Genomic DNA, 23,751 nt, shown 5'->3' with positions numbered 1-23,751 from the left:
CCGTGCCGGTCATCGTGCTCCTGTCGACCACCCTGGTGCTGGCTTTCTCAGCGCTGGTGGCGCTGTTTCCTGCCGCCATCGCGCCAGAATTATCCGGTGTACTGGGCGTCTCCTCGGCCACCATCGGCTTGCAGGTGAGTCTCATCTTCCTCGGCGCCATGCTGACGTCGCTGGTGGGTGGCCCGCTTACCCGACGGCTGGGACCCTGCCGCACCAGCCAACTTTCCCTGGCGATGCTCGGCGGTGGCGCCGCCATGATGGCGATCCCGGCCTTGCCAACCTTTGCCTTAGCCTCTCTCATCGCGGGCTTGGGTTACGGAATGACCAACCCCTCCGCGTCAGTCCTGCTGGTGCGCTTTACCCCGCCCGAGCGACGCGGCCTGATCTTCTCATTGAAACAGTCGGGCGTGCCCCTGGGCGGTGTGATCGCCGGGGCCAGCGCCCCCTTTTTAGCCCTGGCGGTGGGCTGGCAGGCCGGGCTGCTCCTGCTCAGCGCCATTGCCCTGCTCGGCATCGTCGCCCTGCAATGGCAACGAGCGGGTTGGGATGACCAGCGCGACCCAAACACAGCGTGGCTGTCGACGCCCTTCTCAGGGCTCGACGTGGTATGGCGGCAGCGGTCGCTGCGCTACGTCGCGCTGCTGAGCCTGTGCTTCTCGGCGATTCAGCTATCGGTTTCGGCCTTTACGGTGGCGCTGCTGGTGGAAGATCTGGATTTCGGTCTGGTCGAGGCAGGATTGGTCATGTCCGGGGTGCAGGTAACCGGTGTCGCGGGACGCATCGGCTGGGGCGTGATCGGCGACCGGCTGGGCGACCGCCTGACGACGCTGACCATCATCGCATTCACCACCGCGGTGGGCGCTCTGTTGGTAGCCACTATGACACCGGCCTGGCCCCAGTGGCTGGTCATTGTATTACTTGTCCTGCTGAGCTTTTCCTCGTTGGGCTGGAACGGCGTCTTCCTGGCCGAAATTACTCACCTGGCCCCGCCACGTCGTATCGCAGATGCCGCTGGCGGTTGCCTGGTTTTCACCTATGGCGGTGTGTTGCTCGGCTTGCCTATGGTGACTTTGCTCCACAGCTTGCTGGGTGACTATACAACTGTCTTCGCTATCCTCGCGGGTATCGCTGTACTGGGACTCTGGCTCATCCATCAAGCGAGACGGTCCAGAGAAGATAAACATCCAGACGAAGGCATGTGCAACTGGGGTTCGTAAGCGCGAAGCTTAATGAACGATCGGCAACCATTCCAGCCTAAAAATTGTCTACCACTTTCTGGATCGAAATACCCTGCCGCAATGAAAAACCGCCCATCAGAAGCGTCTGATAAGCGGTTCTTTATTATTGGACGTCAGCCTGTCATAAGTCCTTTTAACTCACATTTGAGTCTACGCCTCCAGGTACACCACGTGGCTGTGAGTGTACTCGTAAAGACCATGCTTACCGTCAGCGCCACCGACACCGGATTTGCGAACCCCAGCGTGAAAGCCCTGCATGGCTTCGAAGTTTTCACGGTTGACATAGGTTTCACCAAAATCAAGGCCGCGGCATGCTTGCATTGTATGCTTCAGGCTGCGCGTATAGACAGATGACGTGAGGCCATAGTCGGAGTCATTGGCAAGAGCGATCGCCTCATCCAGGTCATCAACGACCTGGATGGGCAATACCGGGCCGAAAATCTCCTGGCGCATGATGGCCATCTCCTGGTGACAACCGGCCAACACTGTCGGCTGATAGTGGTAACCGGCACCAAGGTCGGCGACATTGCCACCAGTGATCAGCTCAGCGCCTTCTCGCTGGGCGGTTTCAACCATCTTGGCTACCTTATCGAGGCCCGCTTGGTTGATCAGTGGCCCCATGTCCAGATCGTTGTGGGCAAGCGGATCTCCGTAGCGAGTGGCATCCATCGCCTTGGCCATCTTCTCGATAAAGGCATCGGCAACACCGCGCTGGACATAGACACGCTCGGCGCAATTGCAAACCTGGCCGCTATTGATGACGCGTGAGCCATGAATGGCCTTCACTGCCAAGTCGATGTCAGCGTCGTCAAGAACGATCGCCGGGGCCTTGCCGCCCAGCTCCAGATTAAGCTTGGTGATATTGTCTGCGGCATTGGCCATGATGCGCGACCCGGTGGCGACACTTCCCGTGAAGCTGATCATGTCGACTTCGGAGCTGGACGTCAGAGCGCTGCCTGTTGTGGCGCCGCTACCACTGACCACATTGAAGACGCCTGGCGGTAAATCCAGCGTATCGACCAGCTTGGCAAACTCGAAGCAGTTATTGGGGGTTTCTTCACTGGGTTTGATGACAATGGTGTTCCCTGTCACCAGCGCTGGTGCCATCTTGCGGGCAATCAGAAAGAACGGGAAATTCCAGGGCAGAATGCCTGCGACGACCCCCAGTGGCTTGCGGAATAAAAAAATATTCTCGCCAGGCCGATCACTCTCGATGATCTCCCCTTCAATCCGACGCCCCCACTCGGCCATATAATCTAAATAGTCAGCGGTAAAGTTGACCTCGGTTTCGGCCAATGCAATGACCTTGCCCTGCTCTTCGGTGGTGACACGTGCCAGAGAAGCGACGTTTTCACGTAGCTTGCTTGCCAGGCGATGCAAAAAGGCCGCCCGTTCCACAGCAGGTCGTGCGCCCCAGCCCTTCTGAGCCGCCCGGGCGGCAGCCAGGGCACGCTCAACATCAGCGCTTCCGGACTCCGGCACTCGAGATAATAACGCCTGGTTCGCCGGATTATAGACCTCAAGATGATCGTCTACCGACTCAAAGGCGCCATTGATATAGTTCTGATAGATGGTGGGCTGGCTCATGGTGTGACTCCTGTATTGTTATAAATGGAAGTGCATTAATAGGTGGACGAGACCGTCGCAGCGGAGGTCCCATCCTTGTAACGCGCGATGGTTTCCAGCGCTGCCTGACGTAGTAAGCTGATATCAATGCCCACGGCAATGAACTGGCAGCCCATCGATTGATAACGACGTGCATCAGCTTCTAGAGGGGCCAGGATGCCTACAGGTTTGCCAGCTTCCTGGACAGCCTTGATGGCATGGGCGATGGCAGCCTGAACATCGGGGTGTCCAGGGTTGCCTGGCTGCCCCATTCCCACCGAGAGATCAGCTGGGCCAACAAACACGGCATCCACGCCCTCGGTGGCAGCAATTTCTTCCACATTCTCGATTCCTCGAGGAGACTCCACCTGCACAACCAGGCAGAGTTCTTCATGCGCATGTGCCAAGTAGTCGTCGACGCCGTCCCAACGGGTAGCACGCACCAGACCTCCCCCCACACCTCGCATGCCGTGGGGTGGATAGCGCATGGCACGCACCAGCGCTTTTGCTTGCTCGGCGTTTTCAACCATCGGCACCATCAGCGTTTGGGCACCAACATCCAGCAGTTGCTTGATCAATGACGGATCGTGATTAACGGTTCGCACCACAGGCGCGGAATCATAGGGCGCCACGGCCTGCAACTGAGCCAGAATCGCTGGCACCGTATTGGGTGCATGCTCACCATCGATCAACAGCCAGTCGAAACCGGTAGACGCTGCTATCTCAGCAGCATAGCCAGTGGCAAAGCCGGCCCACAGTCCGTATTGGACATTTCCGCTCAGAAGCCCTGCCATGAATTCATTCTTGGGTATTTTCATTGTTTAATCCCTGTTCAAGAAAACCTAGTCAATACAACCTAATCAAAGGCCCCAAGTAATTCAGGCAGCCCCAGGGTAATCATTGGTACATACATGATGCACAACAGCCCTATCACCAGGACCGTAAAGAAAGGTATGAGGGGGCGCATCGTTTTCATGTAATCGACTTGAGCGATCTTGCACCCCATCAAGACAATCAATGCAACAGGCGGGGTCAACGAACCCAGCAGTAGCGCCACGATCACTACAATAGAAAAATGAATCATATCGAAGCCAAACATCTGGGCGATGGGCGTCAGAATAGGCACTACAAGGATTAAGGCGGATATGGTTTCCACAAACATACCTACCAATATCAGTGCCAGGACGATAAGCAACAAGATAATCGCCGGTTCATTCGTGACACTCGATAGCCAGGCCGCCATCGCAGCAGGTACGCCCTGACGAGCAATAATCCAGCTAAATAAGGCGGCGCTGCCCAATATGATTAAAATGCTGGCAGAGGTAACCACAGACTGGTAAGCAAAGCGATAAGTCTTCTTGAAGTCGAGGCGATGAGTCAATAATCCAAAGCAAAGGCCGTATACCACCGCCACAATTCCTGCTTCAGTCGGTGTAAATAAACCACTCTGGATGCCACCGACAATAATGACTGGCATAACTAATGCAGGCGCAGCCTTAAGAAAAACCCTGACGGTTGCACCGAAACTAGCTCGGGTGTGACGCGGGGCACCTATTTCATTAGCTTTCCAGTAAACGACGATCATCATTATAAAGGCCAGGAACAAGCCAGGTATAATGCCTGCCAGGAATAGAGTGCCAATCGATAGCCCCGTCATGGCACCATAAATCACCATCAGCAAGCTGGGGGGAATAATGGGGCCCAGGATCGCCGACGCCGCTGTAATCACCACCGCCCATTCGGGACGATACCCCTCCTTTTTCATGGCCGGTATCATCATCCCGCCAACGGCAGCAACATCAGCCGATGCAGAACCTGATATGCCCGAAAAAAGAACACTTGTCATGATATTTACTTGGCCAAGTCCACCTCGTATATGACCAACTAAAGACCGGGAAAAACCGACAATGGCTGAGGTAATCCCACCATAATTCATCAAGTTTCCGGCAAATATGTACAACGGAATGGCAAGCAGAGGAAAACTATCCAGCGAACTGAAAAAACGCTGAGGGAGTACTAATAACGGCACCCCACCATCGATAACGAGTACAGTCACAGCACTAAGCCCCATCGCGAAGGCAATCGGTATGCCCAGCGCAAGGAGTGCTGTAAACAAGCAGAACATCAAAGCAACAATCATATTCTTTTACCTGGATCTGACGGCTCTTTAATTTCTTTTCCACGAACGAGAAAAGCAATTATCGTAAGAATGCTCCCCAAGGGGATCGGCGCATATAACCATGCCCTTGATATACCCAGAGATGGCTGCATGGTGCCCAAAGACCGTTCCATGAATAAGTATCCCCAATATGCCAACATTCCGCAGAATACGACGGATAAAATGGAAACGATGACTTGCCTAAATGCTTCAAGATGGGAGCTTTTAAAATTAAAGAGCTCCACTTTGATTTCTTGATACTGGTAGACCACCACAGGAGTTCCCATCAGCACCAACCAGACCAGGAGCATTCTCACCACTTCTTCTGTCCAAAAAAGCGGTAAACCCAGTAGAAAACGGTTGATCACCTGAATGAAAATCAGAACCATGATCGCCGCAAAGATAGCGACGACCATGGCTCCCAAGGTGGCAAATGCATGATCCAGGTAACGACGCATTTGCACGCTCCTCACTCAATCATTGTTGCTCGATGGAATTGAGCAGTTCAGTGGCATTGATCTCTGCTGCAAACTCTTCGCGAAAGCTTGCCGAGGCTTCCTGGAAAGGCGCCTGGTCAACCTCATTAATGGCAATGCCTTCTTCTTCCAGCTTCTCGAACCAGGATGCCTCGCGCTCAGACCACTCGCTGCGCTGCATTTCAGCGGCCTCAATGGCGGCACGGGTCACTGCCTCGCGGTCGCTTTCGGAAAGGTTGTTATAGAAGCTTTCATTAATGGCAAAGCTGCCATCGAAGAGAATATGTCGCGTTTTGGAGAGTGATTCAGCCACTTCAAATATCCGGAAGGTATAACCGACTTCGGGCGTCCCCTCCATCGCGTCAACAAGGCCCGTCTGCATGGCCGTATAAACTTCAGGCATCGGGACAGGTGTTGGCTGAGCGCCAAGTGTAGAGAACGTACCCACAAAAACAGGGGATTCAGGCACACGTATCTTCAAATTCTCGAAGTCCTCGGGCGTCTCGATGACGTCGTCAGCCAGATAGGTGTCGCGATAACCTGCCAAAATCCAGTTAAGCGGCCTGACCCCTGACGTATCGACCAACTGTTCAATCAGACTATCGCCGATCTCACCCTGGACCACACTATTCCAATGCTCGACGTCACGATAAAGGAAGGGAAGCGTCAACAGACCAAACTCAGGTACATAGTTCGCGTATAGTCCTGACTCTCCATAGCCCATTTCTAACGTGCCTAGCTCCACAGATTCGATGATTTCCCGCTGTCCGCCCATTTGCCCGGCCGGGAGTATTTCAACCTTGACGTTCCCGTCGCTGTATTCACTGGCTAAGTCTCGAAATCGCTCGGCAGCGAGGTGCTGCTCTGATTCGGTAGGCAGATGGTGCGCAAAACTAATGGTTGTCTCAGCCATGGCACCACCGAAAGGCACCGCGAACAGTAGGCTTGCCAAACCTAAGTGCAATGGAAAGCGTGCTTTTTTAATGGCGTGGTCGTTTATTTTCATTGTGTGCTCCTTGGTTTTAGTTACTACATCCCACTTACGATGGGTTTTATAAGTTTGAAAACGTCATTCAGTGCTCATAGGGCCTGGAAAGTGGGCATTCTGGATTCAATCGAACACCAAACCCAGGCTTATCAAGCGCAGAAGCCGACATCCGCCCATTGACCGGCACCGGTTCGTCCAGTAGTAGCGGATTAAACATGGGCGCCACCTCATCCGCGTTTGGCGCCATCATCAAGAACTCGGCGAAAGGGCTGTTGTGCCGTGTGATGACAAAGTGATAGCTGTAAACGGATGAGCCATGCGGCACGACCAACTTGTTGTGAGCATCGGCTAATGCGGAGATTTTGATCAATTCAGTAATCCCGCCGCACCAACCCACATCCGGCTGAATAATGTCACAGCAATCCATTTCAAGAAGCAGACGGAAGCCCCAACGTGTTGCCTCATGTTCGCCGGTGTTGACCAGCATGCCCTTGGGGACATCGCGCTTGAGCTGGGCATAGCCCCAGTAGTCATCGGGTGGGAGGGCTTCTTCAATCCACTTGAGGCCGAATTCATGTGCTCCTTGGGCAAGCCGTGTCGCGTAATTGACATCAAGGCTCATCCAGCAGTCGTACATCAGCCAGAAGTCTTCGCCTACGGCACTGCGCATATCCGCCAGTTTCGACAGATTACGGGCCATACCTTCTTCACCCTCGGCCGGTCCGTGAACAAGCGGCATCTTGCCGCCAATGAAGCCAAGCTTCTTGGCCAGGTCGGGGCGGGGCCCGGTAGCGTAGAAGGTGAGTTCGTCGCGTACAGGGCCACCGAGCAACTGATGAACCGGCTCGCCGCGGACCTTGCCAAGCAAGTCCCACATGGCAAGATCAACACAGGAAATCGTGTTGATCACCACGCCCTTGCGGCCATAGTAAAGCGTGGCGTTAAACATCTGGTCCCAGACCTTTTCGATCTCGGTGACCTGCTTCCCTTCGATAAAGCGGGCCAGATGCTTTTCGACGATCCAGGCGCCAATCTCACCACCCGTTGTCACCGCAAAGCCAACCGAACCATCACTGGCCTCAAGCTCGACCACCAAGGTGCCTAGAACATTCAAGCCAAAGCTGCGACGGGTCATACGGTAGTCGGGATATTTGCTCATCGGCGTCGCGATCTGAGAATCGATCCAGTGGCCTTCGGCCTGATCGTGATAGTCAGCACCGCCCCCGCGAACGGTATAGGCTCGCACCTGTTTGATAGTCACTTCGCTCATGGACTTACCTTGTGAATGGGAGTTGATTGATACCTGCAAACCTACCCATGGAGGAAACAATCAACCAATGCCATTCATATGGTTTGTGATACCTTTTTGTTATCGGTAGCCGGAAAGCCACAGACCAGCGCTCCTTTTTAACATTAGCCGTTATTCATATTGCGCTTTTATTAGACTAATGTATGCCTCTTATTCACATTTATGCATGCATAATTTTGACGTATCGAATCAAAAGGATGATGAAGATGGAGGGGTTTAAAGCACTGCTCAATCGACTGCGCTACAAACATTTGCTGATGATCTCAATGCTTGGTAAGCACCGTAATCTCCATCAGGCGGCCGATGCTATGTATATGTCCCAACCCGCCGCCACTCGTATGCTAAGCGAGATAGAAAAAGGATTTGGTTGCCAATTATTCGAACGTACCGCGCGAGGCATGAACCCGACGCCAGTCGGGGAAATGCTGATCGACTTTGCCGATAATGCCTTGACCCGCCTCGATCGTTGCGCCGAAGAGGTTTATCGCTATCAACTTGGGGAACGGGGGCAATTGACGGTCGGGTCTATCGTGGGTGCCGCGCCGGACCTTGTCGCCAGCGCCATCATAGAAATGAAACGCCAGCGCCCACGACTTCAGGTTCGCTTAATGGGAGAAACCAGCGATCAGCTGATGGAACTGCTTGAGCAAGGCAAGGTGGACTTGGCCATTGCCCGTTACGCCAATGCCATACAGCACAACCAGTTCGACTTCGAGCCGCTTGGCAACGAAACGCTGGTGACGGTTGTGCGCGCTGGCCATCCACTATGTTCGGGTTCGCTTCCCACACTGGAAACGCTGCTCGATGAATGGCCATGGATCCTGCAGCCAATGCAAACGCCGGCTCGACAGGCGTTAGAAAAGCAATTCGAAACTGAAGGTTTAGTATCCCCAAGGGATATCATCGAATGCAGCTCGATTTTTGCCGCCCTACAATTGGTGCAGAAAAGCGATGCCCTGATGGTCATGGCAGAAACCGTACTACGCGACCATCTGGGGGCCGGATTGATTGAAAGGCTCCCTATATCCCTGGGCCGTGCCCTTTCTCCTTTTGGCATCCTGGTACGCAAGGATACGCTCTATGCTGAACCCGTTAATCAATTCCGAGAACTACTGCGGAATGCCTCTCGGCAATTAAGCTGACGTTCTGATAACTGAGACATAAAAAAACCGGCATCAATCACCTCTGAATTGATACCGGCCTATAGCTCTGTCAGCAGCCGTCAGCTATTCACGCTTACCATCCACCAAGCGTGAAACCCGCCACGGGTTGCCGTCCTTGAGGGGCTCGGGCAGAAGCGCTTCTGGCAATGCCTGGTAGCACACCGGACGCAGGAAGCGGAAGATCGCCGCGCTGCCCACCGAGGTGGTGCGGCTGTCGGACGTTGCCGGGTAAGGCCCGCCGTGCACCATGGCATGGCATACCTCGACCCCGGTCGGCCAGCCGTTGGCGAGCACCCGCCCTGCCTTGCGTTCCACGATCGGCATCAGCGCCCTGGCCGCTGGCAGGTCGCCGTCATCCAGTTGTAGGGTAATCGTCAATTGGCCCTCGAGCTGGGACGCCACACGCCTCAAATCGTTATGGTCAGCACACTCGATGACCAGCGAGGTCGCGCCGAAGACTTCCTCCTGCAGTTCAGGCTCATTGAGGAAGTCCTCCGCCGTCGTCACGAACAGCCCCGCCCGGCACTTGTTGGGCGACTCCCCCACCTGGCCGCGCGCCGCTTCGCGGACCTTGTGACTGCTGGACAGCCTGGCGACGCCCTGTTCGTAGGCGTCGTGGATGCCAGGGGTCAGCATCGTCTGGGACGCACTGCCCTTGACGCCTTCCGCCGCCGCCGCGATGAAGTCATCGAGCTCGGGACTCTTGATAGCGATCACCAGGCCGGGGTTGGTACAGAACTGGCCCGCGCCCATATTGAGCGACCCGACGAAGCCGTCGGCGATCTGCTCACCACGCGCCTTGAGCGCCTCGGGCATCAGGAACACCGGATTGATCGAACTCATCTCCGCATAGACCGGGATCGGCTGCGGGCGCGCCTGCGCCGTCTTCATCAGCGCGTTGCCGCCGCCCCGCGACCCGGTGAAGCCCACCGCCTGGATACGCGGATCGGCGACCAGGGCCTGACCGATCTCAATGCCTGAGCCGAACAGCAGCGAGAAGGTGCCCTCAGGCAGTCCGCAGGCTGTCACCGCCCGCTGCACCGCACGCCCCACCAGCTCAGAGGTGCCGGGGTGGGCGGAGTGGCCCTTGACGATCACCGGACACCCGGCAGCTAACGCCGAGGCGGTATCCCCCCCGGCGACCGAGAAAGCCAGCGGGAAGTTGCTGGCACCGAACACCGCCACCGGCCCCAGGCCGATATGGCGCTGTCGCAGGTCGGCGCGCGGCATCGGTTGACGGTCCGGCATGGCCGGGTCGATGCGCACGTCGAGCCACTCGCCAGCGCGTACCACATTCGCGAACAGGCGCAGCTGGCCACAGGTTCGGCCACGCTCGCCTTCCAGGCGCGCCCTCGGCAGGCCGGTTTCGGCCATGGCACGTTCGATCAGCACATCGCCGATGCCCTCGATCTCGCTGGCGACCGTGTCAAGAAAAGCCGCGCGCGTTTCGGGAGACGTCTCGCGAAAGGTGGCGAAGGCCGTCTCGGCAAGCTCACAGGCACGCTCCACCTCGGTTCGGGTGCCGCCCATATAGGTGGGCGCGAGACGCTCGTTGGTGGCCGGATTGATGGCGTCGATAGGTCTGGAACTGCCACTGACGGCCGCCTGGCCGATAAGTAACTTGCCTTCCAGGGTCATGGATAAACTCCTTGTGTCATGCAGTCCTTAGAGTGATTTCACGTAGACAGGCGTACCGTCCGCTTCAAAGCGAAGCGGGTTGCGCAACGGTCGACCGAACTCGGCGAGACTGATCTCGAAGCGATCACCCTCGCGGGTGCGAATATTGTCGGCAAAGCTCAGGGTGGCGGTGCCGAAGAAATGCACGTGCACATCACCCGGCCGTCGAAAGCCTGCGTACTTGAAATGATGGTGTTCGAGGTTGGCCAAGCTGTGGGCCATATTGGCCTCGCCGGTCAGGAAGGGTTTCTCCCAAAGCGTCTCGTTACCGCGCACGATACGGCTGACCCCCTCCAGGTGGTCCGGGAGCGCCCCCACCCACAGTTCCGGGCCGAAGCTGCAGGCACGCAGCTTGGAATGCGCCAGCCACAGGTAATTGAAGCGCTCGGTGACATGGTCGGAGAACTCATTACCAATGGCGTACCCCACCCGCCAAGGGCTGCCGTCATCGCCGATCACATAGAGCCCGGCCAGCTCGGGTTCCTCCCCTGCATCCTGTGCAAAGTGCGGCACGGGCATGTCGGCCTCCGGGGCGACCACGCAATCACCGTCGCCCTTGTAGAACCACTCGGGTTGAGCCCCCTCTTCACCGGGCGCTGGCTTACCACCCTCGACCCCCAACTTGAACATGCGCATCGAGTCCGTGAGCTCTTCCTCGCTCACTTGCGTCTTGGCATGCATGGCCGAGCGCGTATCGGCGCTCCCCAGATGGGTCAAGCCGGTGCCGGTCACCAGACAATGGGCCGGGTCCGGATGTGTCAGCGGGGGCAACAGCCGCTTGTCGTCGATCAGCTGTGCATAATCGAGCCGCGTCGGCGTCAGCGCGTTTTCAACCGCTTCCGCCAACGACTGCCCCGCCGCCATCGCGCGGCGGGCCAGAGTGTAGGTATCGGCATCGAGCAGGCGCACCTCTTCTGCACTCTCGACCAGCGCAGCGCACGGCGCGCCCTCATGGAGACACTGGATCAATCGCATGATGGGCCTCACTCGATGATATGAAATTGATCAAAATGATCATGGTTAAGCGACAGACCAAGGCCCGGCACGTCATCATCCAGATCGATGAAGCCATTCACCGGTTCAGGGTCTCCCTTGAACAGGTAGTAGAAGAGCTCATTGCCGATCTCGACGTCATGAACGGGGAAGAACTCCGACATGGGCGAGGCCAGCGTCGACATGGTCAGGTGGTAGTTATGCATCTGGCCAGCGTGGGGAATGACCGGAACGCTGAACGATTCCGCCAGTGCATTGATCTTGCGGGCCGCGGTGATACCACCGACACGGTTGGTATCGTACTGGATGACCGAAATTGCACGCTTCTCCAGCAACTGGCGGAAGCCATAATGGGTGAATTCGTGCTCACCGCCGGAAATCGGAATGCTGGTGAGCTGGTTCAGCTCGGCATAGCCATCAATATCGTCCGCCAGCACGGGTTCCTCGAGCCAGCGGGGCTCGAACCGCTCCAGCTTGGGCAGCATGCGCTTGGCGTATTCCAGGTTCCAGCCCATATAGCACTCGAGCATCAGGTCGACATCGTCGCCAATCACTTCGCGCACCGCGGCCACACTGTTCAGATTTTCACGCATGCCGGACGGACCGTCTTTGGGACCATAGCCAAAGCGCATCTTCATGGCGGTGAAGCCCTGGTCGAGGTACGACTGGGCCTCGTCCTGCATGCTTTTAAGATCAGTGCGGTAGAGCTTTGACGCATAGCAGGGAATTTTTTCCTTGGTACGGCCACCCAGCAGCTTGAAGACCGGCTTATTGACCGCCTTGCCCATGATGTCCCAGATGGCGATATCGACACCCGAGATCGCCGCCATGCCGATCCCCTTGCGCCCCCAGGCATGGGTCGCGCGATACATGCGCTGCCAGAGATACTCATAATCAAACGGGTCCTGACCGATTACCAACGGCGCCAGGTACTGGTCGATAATGGCCTTGGCAATGGGCGGCGCCAGCGCCACGTTACCCAGCCCTACCAGGCCGGTATCGGTTTCGATCTCGACCGTGGTCCAGCCGTGGAAGCGGAAGGTCCCCATGGAATCGCTCTTGTCCCAGAGTTCATCCATGGCGTTCGAGCAGAAATGCGCCTGAGCGGGGACGGTGTGGCCTTTCCACTCAAAAACACGTGCTTTGACCTGTGTAATTTTCATGTGCGGTGTTTCCTTGTAAACGAACGATTATCCAGCGACGGCTTCCAGGCGCTGACGTCTCAGATTCCCACCCATCTGGCAGGCAATGGTGAAGGCATTGCGGGTCGGGTTGACGTCGGCGTTGCCGGTGCCCGCGATATCAAAAGCCGTACCGTGAGCAGGCGTGGTGATGGGAATGGGCAGGCCACCCTGCACCGTGACGCCCTGCTTGAAGCCCATCAGCTTGATCGCGATCTGACCCTGGTCGTGGTACATGGTGACGATGGCGTCATACTCGCCATCCCGGGCCTTGATGAAGATGGTGTCCGCGGGAAACGGCCCGGCGACGGGGTAACCCTGCGCCTTGCACGCCTCCACAGCAGGCGCGATGACCTCGATTTCCTCACGCCCGCAGGTACCACCCTCGCCCGCATGGGGGTTGAAGGCCGCCACAGCAATTCGGGGTGCGTCGTTGCCCGCCAGCTTCAGGGAGTCATAAATCAGGCGACTGGCCGCGACGATACGGTCCTGGGTCACGTAGCTGGCGGCGTCCTTGAGCGGAATGTGTGACGAAATGCGGGACGTCCAGAGATCACCCAGGGTATTGAACTCGCAGAAGTAACCGGTGACTCCCAGCTTCTCGGCAAAGAAGTGCAGTTCATCCTCATGCGCCAAGCCCCCTTTCTTCATCGAGAACTTGTTGAGCGGAGCGAAGCAGATGGCATCCACCTCGCCTGCCTGCGCAGCCTCCAGGCAGCGTGACAATACCGCCAGCACCGAGGCACCGCCTTCTGCCGTTTCTTCCGCGTAACCGACAGCACCCTGGGCAACGCTATCCACAGGCATGAAAACCGGCCCATCATGCTGGCGCGCCTCGGCAAAGCGCTCGACTTCCGGCAAGTCATGGGCCTGGCCACCAACGCGCTGGCCCTCCTGCCACAGCCAGCGGTCGCCCACCAGCACGGTATGCACATTGTTGAAAAGCGCTGCCTCGGCGAACAGTTTTGCAATCAGCTCAGGGCCAATGCCGGCGGGGTCGCCGAGCGTCACGGCGATGACAGGGCGTATATCGGACATAGTGAGCTCCATATCAATAGAAGAAGTTAACGAGCGTCATGGGAATCGCTGGTACATAAGTGACGAGCATCAGCACCACGAACAGCACCAGAATCATTGGGAAATTGACCTTCGTGGTTTCCCACATGTCGGTCTTGGCAATCGAGCAGGACGTCGCCAACACGGACGCCACCGGCGGGGTCTGCTGGCCGATGGCCAGGTTGAGCGTCAGAATCAAACCGAAATGGATGGGATCGATGCCGATCTGATGCACCAGCGGCATGACGATGGGCACCACCAGAATGATCGCCGCCGCCCCGTGCAGGAACATGCCCAGCAGCAGGAGCAATACGTTGAGCAGCGCCAGCACCAGCACCGGATCTTCAGTAATGGCGGTAATTTCGCTGGCCAGCTGTTGAGGGAGCTGCATTTCGGTCAAGAACAGACCGAGCACGGCCGAGGTCGCCACCAGCAGCATCACCACCGCAGTCTGGGTGACCCCTTCAATCACGGCGCGATAAAGGATCTTGAAGTTCAGCTCCCGGTAGACGAGCCCACCGATCAGCAGGGCCGCCAGCACGGCGATACCGGCGCCTTCCGTCGCGGTAACAAACCCACCGAAGATGCCACCCAGGATGATCACCGGCAGCAGGAGTGCCCAGAAAGCCTCCTTGAACGCCTTGCCCAGAGTGCTGAGCGAAAACGACTCTTCGCGGGGCAAGTCATACTTGACCGCATAGTAATAGCAGGCACCCGCCAGGCCCGCAGCGCCGATCAGCCCGGGTACGATACCGGCGACGAACAGTTTGACGATGGACGTATCGGCGATCGCGCCATACAAAATCATCGACAGCGACGGCGGAATGATGATGGCCAGAGACGCCGACGAGGACGTGATTGCGGCAGAAAAGTTGGGGTTGTATTTGCGCCGTTTCATTTCCGGAATCAATACCGACCCGGTAGCGGCGACATCGGCAACGGCGGACCCGGATATCTCGGCAAAAAACAGCGAGACCCCGACATTGACCATCGCCAGGCCACCCCGAACGAAGCCGACAATCGCGGTGACCAGGTTGATGAGCCGCAACGAAATGCCGGATGTGTTCATCAACGCCCCGGCGAAAATGAACAGCGGGATAGCAATCAGAGGAAACTTGGTCGCCCCGTTGAACAGCGTGAGCGGAACGTTCACCAGGGCGTCAGCCCCCATGTTCAGATAGACGCCCACGACGCCCACCACCCCGATGGCCACGGCGATCGGCACGTTGACCAGAACCAGGGCAAAGAGCGCGGCGATAATGATCAACAGTGTCATGCGCGATACTCCTTCAGGTCTTCCTCGGCTTGGCGGATGGCCGCTTCGATCTCTTCCGCGTCACCGTCCACGCCGCTGCGCATCTTGCGCCATGCCATGGGCATACTGAGCAGCTCACAGACAATGAACAGTACGGCGCTGATCGGAATGACCGACTGGGTCACATCCAGACCGATCCAGGGCAGGGACACCAGGTTATCCCAGGCGAGGATGTCGAGAACGACATAACCGTAGTAAGCGATCACCAGGAAGAAGCCGATGACGACGACTTCCGAGAAAATGAACAGGCTGGCACGAATGGCTGCTGGCGCGCGGCTGACCAGCCCGGGAAAGCCCATATGGGTTCGCTTGAGGGCTGCCAGATTGGCACCGTAAAAGCTCAGCCATGCCAGGCCGATAGAGGCCACCTCGTCGTACCAGGAGAACGAGTTGCCGACCATACGAAACCCCACAGCGGCAATGACGATCGAGGTTAGCGCCAGCAACAGAAACACGGTCAGCGCTTCAAGCAACCGTTCCAGCAGTCGATTGACACGACCCAGTAAACTCATGGCGTAGCCCTCCTGCGCTTGAGTGAGAGAGGGCGCCGTGACGGCGCCCGTTGGGGATGACATCCGGCGTTACTCCTCGGCCAACGCCATGGCCCGGTCCACCAGTTCCTGACCGCCGTCTACTTTCTCGGCAAATTCCGCGTAGACCGGGTTGCTGGCCTCGACAAAGGCATCGCGATCCACCCGGTTGACCTCCATACCGTCGTTACGCATGGCCTCCAGCAGTGAGTTATCGAGTTCGGCCCCTTTTGCAAGTGCCCAGTCCTGCGTCTCGATAGCAACCGCCGTAATGGCAGCACGAACGTCCTCAGAGAGCTGCTCCCAGCCGCCCTTGCCCGCGGTCAACCAGATCGGCGAATAAACGTGATTGGAAAGCGAGAGATAATCCTGCACTTCCTGGAACTTGGCCCCGTTGATGTTGCTGAGCGGGTTCTCCTGCCCATCGACCACGCCGGTCTGCAGGCCGACAAAGACTTCGGAAAACGCCATCGGGGTGGGGTTGGCACCCCAGGTATCGAACATCAGCGTGCGCCACTCACTCTGAGGCGTGCGGATCTTCAACCCCTCCAGGTCGCCGGGTTCGTTGATGGGGCGTTCATTGTTGGTGATGTGACGGAAGCCATTTTCCCAGGTAGAGATGATATTGAGACCCTGTTCTCCAGCGCTCTCGGCCAGATCCTGCATCACGATCTCGCGATCGATACGCTTTAGGTGGTCCCGGTCCTTGACCAAAAAGGGCATATCGAACAGGGCGAATTCGGGGGAGACCGATGACATGATGGAAGAGATCCCCGCGAGGTCGACCGTACCGAGCCGCAGCTTCTGGACGAGCTGCCTCTCGTCGCCCAACTGGCCGCTGTGGTAATACTCCACCTGATGATTGTCGCCAAGGCGGTCCTGCAGGCGGTCGGCGAATTCCTGCGCCGTTTGGCCCTGCAGGCTGTTGGGGGTACCACCGATCGCGAAGACGATTTTGTCAGCCTGGGCATGCGTACTGGCGATGGCCAGAGTGAGAGCGGAAACGCCGAGTAGCTTCTTGAGCATGATGCACTCCTGGATTGTAATTGGTTTTGCTTCACTGGACTGCTGGTTGGTTAACCAGACCAGTAGTCCAGAAACTTAAACCGCCCATCAGGTACCGTCAAGCACTGAATTAAGACGTTATACCTTTGTCGAAAGGACCAGAAAGGGTATGTAGTATTTGATCAGCTTATGGTCTATTATCCAGACCAGCTGAGACAGGAGGGATCATGAGCAACCCGGCATTCGCTTTCGAAAAAACACTCAAGAATCGGACCAAGAAAGAAATTCTGGCCGACAAGCTGACCGACATGATCCTGACCGGGCTGCTAAGAGACGGCGATGAATTGCCCAGCGAGCGTGAGCTGGCACAGTTATTTGGCGTGAGCCGCGAAACCGTCCGCGGGGCACTCGCCCAGCTAACGGCTCACGGCCTGATCAGCGTCTCCCATGGCAGCAAGACACGCATTCGCGCGGATGAAGAAACGTTGGCACGTTGCCGCCCCGCCACTGCTGACGCCACATCCCGCGAAATGAATCGCTTTGACGTGGACAGCGTGTTCGAAAGCCGCATTGTGGTGGAAGCTGCCATAGCCCGGCGTGCCGCCATCAATATCGACGACAAGGGCATCGAAGGCCTGGAACAGCTACTCGACGCCCAAAGCCGACTGTTCGACGCCCCCGTGCATTTCCAGCTTTCCGACCAGAACTTCCACAAGCTGATATCGGAATACGCCAACAACGAGATCCTGCTGCGCTACGCCGAAGAGCTTTATGCCTTTGGCCTGCATATCCGCCGCCAGGTAATGCGCGAGCCCGGTGCCATCGAACGCAGCTACCACGAGCACCGGCATATCGTGGATGGCCTGAAACGCGGCGACCCGGATGCCGCCGAACGCGCCATGCTCGCCCACCTGGATAGCGTCTATCGCACCACCAAGACCAAGTTGACAACCAGCCAAACATAGCCTTAATGATCGAGCCACCGTAGGCTATCGCCCGACGAAGTCTGGCTCCTAAAGGGGCTGAATACCAACCACCAACGCATGTGCATGGGGGTTTGTAGGAGCTCAATTCATTGAGCGATCAGCAATCATCCCGCCACAAAACGTCACTCATACACCGAAGGCAAACGACGTTAACCTGCCGCCCTGCTTTATCGGCCATTGCCTCGATGGCACCTTTCAATGCACGGTTTGCATGGTCATCATCTGTTTCGGTGATAGTCACTTAAATATAGTCATTTAAATTATGTGTCACTACCCCGCATCGCCAGCAGCCAACCACTCATCAATCAAGTCTCGATTTTCATCGATCCACGTTTGGGCACCTTCAATAGGGACGCCGGTTTGCTCGATTTCTGCCATTAGGCCGCGCAATGTATCGTCGTCCATGTGCCAGTCGGGGTTGGCGGATGCCCTGGGATACCCAAGCCCCCTGGGACCTGGCCAAGGCAAGCGAGGTGTCTGAGGAACTGATTCGCCATCATGTGCTCTGGATGGAGGAGCCGCTCTATCGCGGCGATTATCCTGGGATGCGCGCCCTCAACGACCTGACCAGCGAGCGGCTTAAAATCGCCGGTGGCGAGATGACCCGTGAACCCTACGAATTCCGCGAAATGCTGCGACAGCAGTGTCTTGAGGTCTACCAACCGGACGCCGTCTGCTCAATCGGGCTTCTAGGCTTATCCAGACTGGCAAAAGAGGTCACCACCGCGGGCAAGTGGTTCACGCCGCACACCTGGGGCAATGGCATCGGCCTTGCCGCCAACCTGCATCTCACCGCCGGGGCGGTTGGCCCAGCAGGCTGCCCTTATCTGGAGTACCCCTTCGACCCACCAGAATGGACACCCGAAGTGCGCGACTTTCCGCTGACGACCGCCATCAAGCCCGATGCCGAAGGCTGGCTGACGCTCTCTGATGAGCCTGGCCTCGGCATCACACTGGATGAAGCACACCTCGCGGCCACCCGTGCTAACCAGGCAACTTGGCAATAGCGACTGTCAATAAAGGCTTTTTGCGGCAATACGCGCCAAGCTTTGTTTCTGGTATCGCAAAGTGGGTGACGTCGATACTTCCTGAAAGGCACCGATTTATCGGTGCACAGCCAAGAAGAGTTCGACGCCATTGCTGACTCGTTGAATACCCGACCAAACGAATCGCTGAATGTTCTTACGCCTTTAGACGTTTATGCTGACATGCTGAAGAAAGCAATACCTGGCACTCAGACCTTATAATAGTGTTGCGCTTGGAACTTGAGACCGCCGTCCAGAACGTCATCGCAAGATTGCTATTTGCTTTCTTCTCACTACTGCTTCTGCGCTTGCTTTCGCTGTCGTATTAGTTGCTCAAGCAATAGAGTAGGCGTGCGCGCGCTAAGTGCTTACGCATTTCCTCCACGGCCGATTCTTTATCTCCCTGTTCGATACAGTCAATAATTTTGGCGTGTTCCATGAGGGTAATATCTTCATTTCCTTCCCAGTGAAGCAGGCTTGAGTGAAAACGTGCTAACCAGCCGAGCATGGCTTGGCTGGTTGCTATAAAAATAGGATTACGGGTAATGCCTACAATAGCTGTATGAAACGCCATATCAATCTCGATAAAGGCTTGAGCATCTTCATTTAGATGAGTGCGCTGTTGCTCCAACAACTCACGCAAGTGCTCAATGTCTGCGGCAGAAGCTTGGCCTGCTGCCTTTTCCACCATACCAAGTTCAAAGAATATACGTGCCTCCTTGAGTTGCTCAAGCGACTGTGAAGAACTAGCGAGCATATGGCGTGCAGTTAAATCGATCTGTGAAAACAGCCCAGTCGCCGTCGGCTGCAATACTTTAGGGCGCTGCCCATGGTTTATCCCGACTAGTCCGATACGCTCAAGTGCCTGCATTGCCTCACGAATCGCCGGCCGTCCCACACCATAGCTATCCATCAGCTCTCGCTCCGAAGGGAGCGTATCTCCAGGTCTAAAATGGCCTGTCTCAATCATCTCATAAAGTCGATCAAATACTTCGTCTGACAGCTTGCGCCGAGTAATTTTAGGGGCTTGTTGCATGACTATCCCTCCTCGCAAGCCAATAAAAGCGGCTTGGTTATTCAATAGGCGCCAGCAGGCTAGCGCTTCAGCAGCATAGATTCAGAAAAATTGACTTAAATACGACTAAAGCAGCATTTGACAGACTGCTATAGATATTATGTCATCATACCAGTTGCCGAGCAAATTGCGCTCTATCTTCAATCTTAACCCTCGGCAAATATATGGCTACCGCCATTCAACATATTCACTGGAGTCAGCTATGACCAACATTGCCCTTATCGGCGCGGGCGGAAAAATGGGCTACCGACTGTCGAGCAACTTGCAACAGTCAGATTATACCGTCAGCCACGTAGAACTGAGCGACGCAGGCCGCCAGCGCCTGTCAGAAGGGCTCGGTATCAGCTGCGTAGATGCCAAACAAGCAGTGCCCGATGCGCAGGTGGTGATACTCGCGGTCCCCGACACACTCGTTGGGCGAGTGGCCGATGAACTATCCCCTCTGATGGCAAGCGGCACCATGGTCATCACCCTGGACGCTGCCGCACCCTTTGCCGGTCATCTGCCAAACCGTGATGATCTGGTCTACTTCGTCACTCATCCCTGCCACCCACCCATCTTCAACGATGAAACAGAGTTAGATGCTAAGCGCGACTACTTTGGCGGCGCCAAGGCTAAGCAGCACATCGTAAATGCACTGATGCAAGGGCCTGAAGAGCTTTATGCATTAGGCGAAGCAATCGCGAAAACAATTTACGCGCCGGTCGTTCGCTCACACCGCGTTTCAGTTGATCAGATGGCACTCCTCGAGCCCGGCCTTTCAGAGACTGTATGCGCCACACTATTGGTCGTCATGCGCGAAGCGATGGACGAGGTTGTCGCCCGCGGCGTTGACCAAGAGTGCGCCCGAGATTTTTTACTTGGCCATATGAACATCCTGGCAGCGGTCATCTTCGATGAGCAGCCCGGCGTATTTTCTGATGCCTGCAATAAAGCTATTGAAAATGGCAAGCCGCAGTTGATGCGCGATGATTGGAAACGTGTATTCGAGCCCGAAGAAATTGCCGAAAGCATTCGGCGTATTACCTAAAGCAAAGGCGATTGCAACGCTTAGTTCTACCGTCATTAAACACGCAACACGACGTTTCTAAATATAATAATCTGGAGTAGAAAATGATCACTTATAACCTCAACAAAATCTCAGCCGCTATTGCCGCCACCCTAGCATTGACTGCCAGCACTTCAGTGTTGGCCGTTCAAGAGATGAACTTGGCATTCACGCCTCCACTTAACTCTCACTATGGCGAAGCCGGTCGCGCCTTTGCCGAAGAGATCGATAGACTTAGCGATGGTGAATTCAAAATTAACCTGCGTCCTGCCAGTGCCTTAGGTGGCGAGCGGGATGTACTTGAAGGGTTACAAATCGGCTCCGTCGAGCTGACATTAACGTCAACCGGCCCTATTGGTAATTTTGTGCCTGAGGTATATGCACTTGATTTCCCTTTCCTATTTCGTGATTACGACCACGCCCACAAAGTGCTTGACGGCGAGATTGGTCAATCACTGCTAGCGGACTTTGAAGATGAAGGGTTAATCGGTTTGGCCTGGGCGGAGAACGGTTTTCGACACCTGACTAATAGCGTGCGCCCAGTCGAAACCCCCGAAGACATGGAAGGTATGAAGATCCGCACGATGGAAAACCAAGTGCACTTGGAAACATTCAAGGCCTTGGGCGCTGCACCAACGCCTATCTCCTGGACGGAAGTTATCACCGCGCTTCAGCAGGGCACCATCGATGGGCAGGAAAATCCAATCCCCATTTTGACAGTTAACAATATGTGGGAAATCCAGGATTATCTAACGCTTACCGGTCACGTTTACTCCCCAACTGCCCTGGTGATGTCGAAAATCTATTGGGATGGCCTAAACGATGAGCAGCAAGGCTGGTTCCGAGAAGCCGCCCAGGTAGCGGCTCAAACCTCGCGTGAAGCCGTTCAGCGGATTGAAGAAGAAGGCGTAGAACTCCTGCGTAGTAACGGTATGGAAGTCGTCACCGAGATTGACTACGAGCAGTTCCGTAGCGCCGTTGAACCCGCCTACGAACGCTACGCAGATGAGTATGGCAGTGAGCTATTGGAGCGTATCCGCGCTACTAAGTGAAAACTCTCACGCTATGTGCCTCCCAGCCGGGAGGCACTTCCCCCCCGACAATGAGGTTTAGCTTATGTTGTCGTTATTGAATACCGTGTCCATGGGGCTCATTAAGCTCACTCATAATCTCGCTGCTGTACTTCTCGCCATTGCAGTGGCATTAGTCTCATTTCAAGTATTTACACGCTTTGTTCTCGGCGATCCGGCCGCTTGGTCAGAAATCCTGGCGCGTGGATTAATTATTTGGAGCGTGTTTTTAGTCAGCGCAGCGGCGTTTTGGTACGGCGCCATGATCTCTATCGACCTTTTCATTGATCGCTTACCACAGCGCCTACGTATTTATGGCCAGCGTTTGGTATGTACCGCGGTACTAACATTACTCAGTATTCTTGTCTGGCAAGGCTACTTGATTACGCTTCGCGTCTCTGGCCAGCAAATTGCCATGCTGCAAATTTCCATGTCGTGGTTTTACGCTGCTATACCCACTGGCTGTGCCGTGGCTATCGTCGCCGTCATGGCCCGACAGGTCTGCATGGAGTATCAGCATCACTGCAAGCAACACCACACCGGCCCTGACAGCGCTGAAGTGGGAGAGACGCTATGAACTTGGCAATTAGTTCAGCGTTGATAGCGCTGTTTGCTCTCTCGATTCCTATTGCCGTGGCCATTGGCTTAACCGCGGTGATTGGTCTTTATTTTTTCAGCAGCGTCCCTTTGCTGGTTGTTCCCCAGCGTATGTTTGTTGGCCTGGATAGCTTTCCATTGATGGCAGTGCCGTTTTTTATTCTGGCAGGCCAGATTATGAGCAATGGAGGTATTGCTACCCGCATGGTCGAGTTTGCTCGCTCGTTGGTAGGCGGTATTCAGGGCGGCTTAGCCTGTACCTGCGTGGTTACCTGCATGATGTTTGCAGCCATTTCAGGCTCAAGTGTGGCGACCACTTTCGCCATCGGCGCCATCTTGATTCCTGCCATGGTAGCCCGTGGCTACCCGCCGCCGATGGCCGCCTCCATTCAGGCCTCTTCCGCTGAGCTGGGCATTATTATCCCACCTTCCGTACCGTTGATTCTTTACGGTGTAAGCACGCAAACATCAATCACACAGCTGTTTCTAGCTGGTTTCGGTCCCGGTCTCATGATCGGTCTTGCCCTGATTGTCATGGTTATCGTTTGGTGCCGTATAAAAGGTTACGGCACGCAGGATGGAGATTTACGCTCACCCATCTGGCCAGCCTTTCGCAGCGCTTTTCTCGCGCTATTAATGCCGGTGATTATTATCGGCGGTATTTATGGCGGTATTTTCACCCCCACCGAAGCCTCAGCGGTCGCCGTTCTGTATGGACTGTTTTTAGGTATAGTGGTTTATCGCACCATAAAAGTTAGCGACCTGCCGCGCATTTTTCGCGAGAGCGCGCTATCAGCAGGCACAATCATGCTGATTATCGCTGCCGCTTCCATTCTTAGCTTTGTGATTGGACGTTCAGGATTAGCCAGCGACATTGGTGCTTGGGCACAAAGCACCTTTGATAATCACTACACCTTTCTTCTCGCCATCAACATGTTGTTATTGGTGGTCGGCATGTTTATCGAGACCTCTGCGGCAATTTTGATTCTTGCGCCCATTTTGACACCCATTGCCATGAGCTTCGGCATTGACCCGGTTCACTTCGGCATTGTGATTGTGGTGAATTTGGCACTTGGCATGTTTACTCCGCCTTTGGGGGTGAATCTATTTGCCGCTGCACAAGTAGCCAAACTGCCCGTCGAGCAGTTATTCCGTTTCCTACTTCCTCCGGTACTCACCATCATTGCTTGCTTAATGCTGATTACCTATGTGCCGATGATCTCGCTTTTTCTACGCGACCTGTTCTATTAAATTAC

The 23,751-nt window shown here is 55.8% G+C and carries 23 protein-coding genes and 1 pseudogene; 9 read left to right on the top strand and 15 right to left on the bottom strand.

The window, feature by feature from the left end; translation table 11 throughout:
* The first annotated feature begins 2 nt into the window (after positions 1 to 2).
* A complete protein-coding gene (locus QC816_RS12500) occupies positions 3 to 1,217 on the top strand; it encodes an MFS transporter (RefSeq protein WP_309782620.1) in 1,215 nt (404 codons plus the stop codon).
* A 171-nt stretch (positions 1,218 to 1,388) separates the two neighbouring features.
* Here the strand turns inward: QC816_RS12500 and aldA are convergent, their stop codons facing one another.
* The 6 genes from aldA to rhmD form a co-directional block, all read right to left on the bottom strand.
* The gene (aldA, locus tag QC816_RS12495; RefSeq protein ID WP_309782619.1) at positions 1,389 to 2,825 is read right to left on the bottom strand and encodes an aldehyde dehydrogenase; all 1,437 of its coding nucleotides are present in this window, start codon (positions 2,823 to 2,825) and stop codon (positions 1,389 to 1,391) included.
* 35 nt (positions 2,826 to 2,860) lie between these two features.
* Positions 2,861 to 3,661: an HpcH/HpaI aldolase family protein gene (locus QC816_RS12490; protein ID WP_309782617.1), complete on the bottom strand. Its 801-nt coding sequence runs from the start codon at positions 3,659 to 3,661 to the stop codon at positions 2,861 to 2,863.
* A gap of 38 nt (positions 3,662 to 3,699) precedes the next feature.
* Positions 3,700 to 4,983, bottom strand: coding sequence for a TRAP transporter large permease (locus QC816_RS12485; protein WP_230447492.1), 1,284 nt, complete (start codon positions 4,981 to 4,983; stop codon positions 3,700 to 3,702).
* Positions 4,980 to 5,459, bottom strand: coding sequence for a TRAP transporter small permease (locus QC816_RS12480; RefSeq protein WP_268900884.1), 480 nt, complete (start codon positions 5,457 to 5,459; stop codon positions 4,980 to 4,982). The genes QC816_RS12485 and QC816_RS12480 overlap by 4 nt, the downstream gene beginning before the upstream one ends.
* Before the next feature lie 19 nt (positions 5,460 to 5,478).
* Positions 5,479 to 6,483, bottom strand: coding sequence for a TRAP transporter substrate-binding protein (locus QC816_RS12475; RefSeq protein ID WP_268900885.1), 1,005 nt, complete (start codon positions 6,481 to 6,483; stop codon positions 5,479 to 5,481).
* A 67-nt stretch (positions 6,484 to 6,550) separates the two neighbouring features.
* Positions 6,551 to 7,735 carry an L-rhamnonate dehydratase gene (rhmD, locus tag QC816_RS12470; RefSeq protein ID WP_268900886.1) on the bottom strand — a complete coding sequence of 395 codons (1,185 nt, stop codon included), beginning with the start codon at positions 7,733 to 7,735 and terminating at the stop codon, positions 6,551 to 6,553.
* 245 nt (positions 7,736 to 7,980) lie between these two features.
* On the opposite strand from rhmD, the gene QC816_RS12465 reads away from it, so the two are divergent.
* Positions 7,981 to 8,916 carry a LysR family transcriptional regulator gene (locus tag QC816_RS12465; protein ID WP_309782612.1) on the top strand — a complete coding sequence of 312 codons (936 nt, stop codon included), beginning with the start codon at positions 7,981 to 7,983 and terminating at the stop codon, positions 8,914 to 8,916.
* An 84-nt stretch (positions 8,917 to 9,000) separates the two neighbouring features.
* Here QC816_RS12465 and QC816_RS12460 read toward each other — a convergent pair whose 3' ends face one another.
* Genes QC816_RS12460 through QC816_RS12430 form a run of 7 tightly spaced genes read right to left on the bottom strand, consistent with a single transcriptional unit; the run spans position 9,001 to position 16,715 of the window.
* Complete coding sequence (locus QC816_RS12460) at positions 9,001 to 10,575, bottom strand: aldehyde dehydrogenase (NADP(+)) (RefSeq protein ID WP_309782610.1); 1,575 nt, start codon at positions 10,573 to 10,575, stop codon at positions 9,001 to 9,003.
* A 27-nt stretch (positions 10,576 to 10,602) separates the two neighbouring features.
* Positions 10,603 to 11,589 (bottom strand): AraD1 family protein, encoded by a 987-nt coding sequence (araD1, locus tag QC816_RS12455; RefSeq protein WP_309782608.1) that lies wholly within the window; start codon positions 11,587 to 11,589, stop codon positions 10,603 to 10,605.
* A gap of 8 nt (positions 11,590 to 11,597) precedes the next feature.
* The gene (locus tag QC816_RS12450) at positions 11,598 to 12,770 is read right to left on the bottom strand and encodes an L-rhamnonate dehydratase (protein WP_085917303.1); all 1,173 of its coding nucleotides are present in this window, start codon (positions 12,768 to 12,770) and stop codon (positions 11,598 to 11,600) included.
* A 27-nt stretch (positions 12,771 to 12,797) separates the two neighbouring features.
* The gene (locus tag QC816_RS12445; RefSeq protein WP_085917302.1) at positions 12,798 to 13,826 is read right to left on the bottom strand and encodes a 4-hydroxythreonine-4-phosphate dehydrogenase PdxA; all 1,029 of its coding nucleotides are present in this window, start codon (positions 13,824 to 13,826) and stop codon (positions 12,798 to 12,800) included.
* A gap of 13 nt (positions 13,827 to 13,839) precedes the next feature.
* Positions 13,840 to 15,120, bottom strand: a complete 1,281-nt coding sequence (locus tag QC816_RS12440) for a TRAP transporter large permease (protein ID WP_085917301.1) — start codon at positions 15,118 to 15,120, stop codon at positions 13,840 to 13,842.
* Positions 15,117 to 15,734, bottom strand: coding sequence for a TRAP transporter small permease (locus QC816_RS12435; protein ID WP_085917300.1), 618 nt, complete (start codon positions 15,732 to 15,734; stop codon positions 15,117 to 15,119). The genes QC816_RS12440 and QC816_RS12435 overlap by 4 nt, the downstream gene beginning before the upstream one ends.
* Before the next feature lie 6 nt (positions 15,735 to 15,740).
* The gene (locus tag QC816_RS12430) at positions 15,741 to 16,715 is read right to left on the bottom strand and encodes a TRAP transporter substrate-binding protein (protein ID WP_268900890.1); all 975 of its coding nucleotides are present in this window, start codon (positions 16,713 to 16,715) and stop codon (positions 15,741 to 15,743) included.
* A gap of 206 nt (positions 16,716 to 16,921) precedes the next feature.
* On the opposite strand from QC816_RS12430, the gene QC816_RS12425 reads away from it, so the two are divergent.
* Positions 16,922 to 17,659: a FadR/GntR family transcriptional regulator gene (locus QC816_RS12425; RefSeq protein ID WP_268900891.1), complete on the top strand. Its 738-nt coding sequence runs from the start codon at positions 16,922 to 16,924 to the stop codon at positions 17,657 to 17,659.
* 291 nt (positions 17,660 to 17,950) lie between these two features.
* On the opposite strand, the gene QC816_RS12420 is transcribed toward QC816_RS12425, so the two are convergent.
* The gene (locus QC816_RS12420) at positions 17,951 to 18,085 is read right to left on the bottom strand and encodes a hypothetical protein (protein ID WP_309782598.1); all 135 of its coding nucleotides are present in this window, start codon (positions 18,083 to 18,085) and stop codon (positions 17,951 to 17,953) included.
* Positions 18,086 to 18,105: 20 nt separating this feature from the next.
* Between QC816_RS12420 and QC816_RS12415 the strand changes: the two genes are divergently transcribed.
* Positions 18,106 to 18,687 carry an enolase C-terminal domain-like protein gene (locus QC816_RS12415; protein WP_309782596.1) on the top strand — a complete coding sequence of 194 codons (582 nt, stop codon included), beginning with the start codon at positions 18,106 to 18,108 and terminating at the stop codon, positions 18,685 to 18,687.
* 69 nt (positions 18,688 to 18,756) lie between these two features.
* Positions 18,757 to 18,927 (top strand): annotated as a pseudogene (locus QC816_RS12410) (IS30 family transposase); the annotation flags it as partial.
* 103 nt (positions 18,928 to 19,030) lie between these two features.
* Here QC816_RS12410 and nanR read toward each other — a convergent pair.
* A complete protein-coding gene (gene nanR / locus QC816_RS12405) occupies positions 19,031 to 19,741 on the bottom strand; it encodes a transcriptional regulator NanR (protein WP_309782593.1) in 711 nt (236 codons plus the stop codon).
* Between the two features lie 241 nt (positions 19,742 to 19,982).
* Between nanR and QC816_RS12400 the strand changes: the two genes are divergently transcribed.
* The 4 genes from QC816_RS12400 to QC816_RS12385 all read left to right on the top strand — a co-directional run bounded on the left by QC816_RS12400 (position 19,983) and on the right by QC816_RS12385 (position 23,746).
* Positions 19,983 to 20,810 (top strand): phosphogluconate dehydrogenase C-terminal domain-containing protein, encoded by an 828-nt coding sequence (locus QC816_RS12400; protein WP_309782592.1) that lies wholly within the window; start codon positions 19,983 to 19,985, stop codon positions 20,808 to 20,810.
* 83 nt (positions 20,811 to 20,893) lie between these two features.
* A complete protein-coding gene (locus QC816_RS12395; RefSeq protein WP_309782590.1) occupies positions 20,894 to 21,880 on the top strand; it encodes a TRAP transporter substrate-binding protein in 987 nt (328 codons plus the stop codon).
* 64 nt (positions 21,881 to 21,944) lie between these two features.
* A complete protein-coding gene (locus QC816_RS12390) occupies positions 21,945 to 22,475 on the top strand; it encodes a TRAP transporter small permease (RefSeq protein ID WP_309782588.1) in 531 nt (176 codons plus the stop codon).
* Complete coding sequence (locus QC816_RS12385) at positions 22,472 to 23,746, top strand: TRAP transporter large permease (RefSeq protein ID WP_309782586.1); 1,275 nt, start codon at positions 22,472 to 22,474, stop codon at positions 23,744 to 23,746. Before QC816_RS12390 ends, QC816_RS12385 begins: the two co-directional genes overlap by 4 nt.
* Positions 23,747 to 23,751: the final 5 nt, after the last annotated feature.

Origin of the sequence: Vreelandella janggokensis (genome assembly GCF_031451615.1) — a bacterium.
Classification (GTDB): Bacteria; Pseudomonadota; Gammaproteobacteria; order Pseudomonadales; family Halomonadaceae; genus Vreelandella; species Vreelandella janggokensis.
Note: the sequence above shows the minus strand (reverse complement) of the source record. Positions and strands in the feature narration are given on the sequence as shown.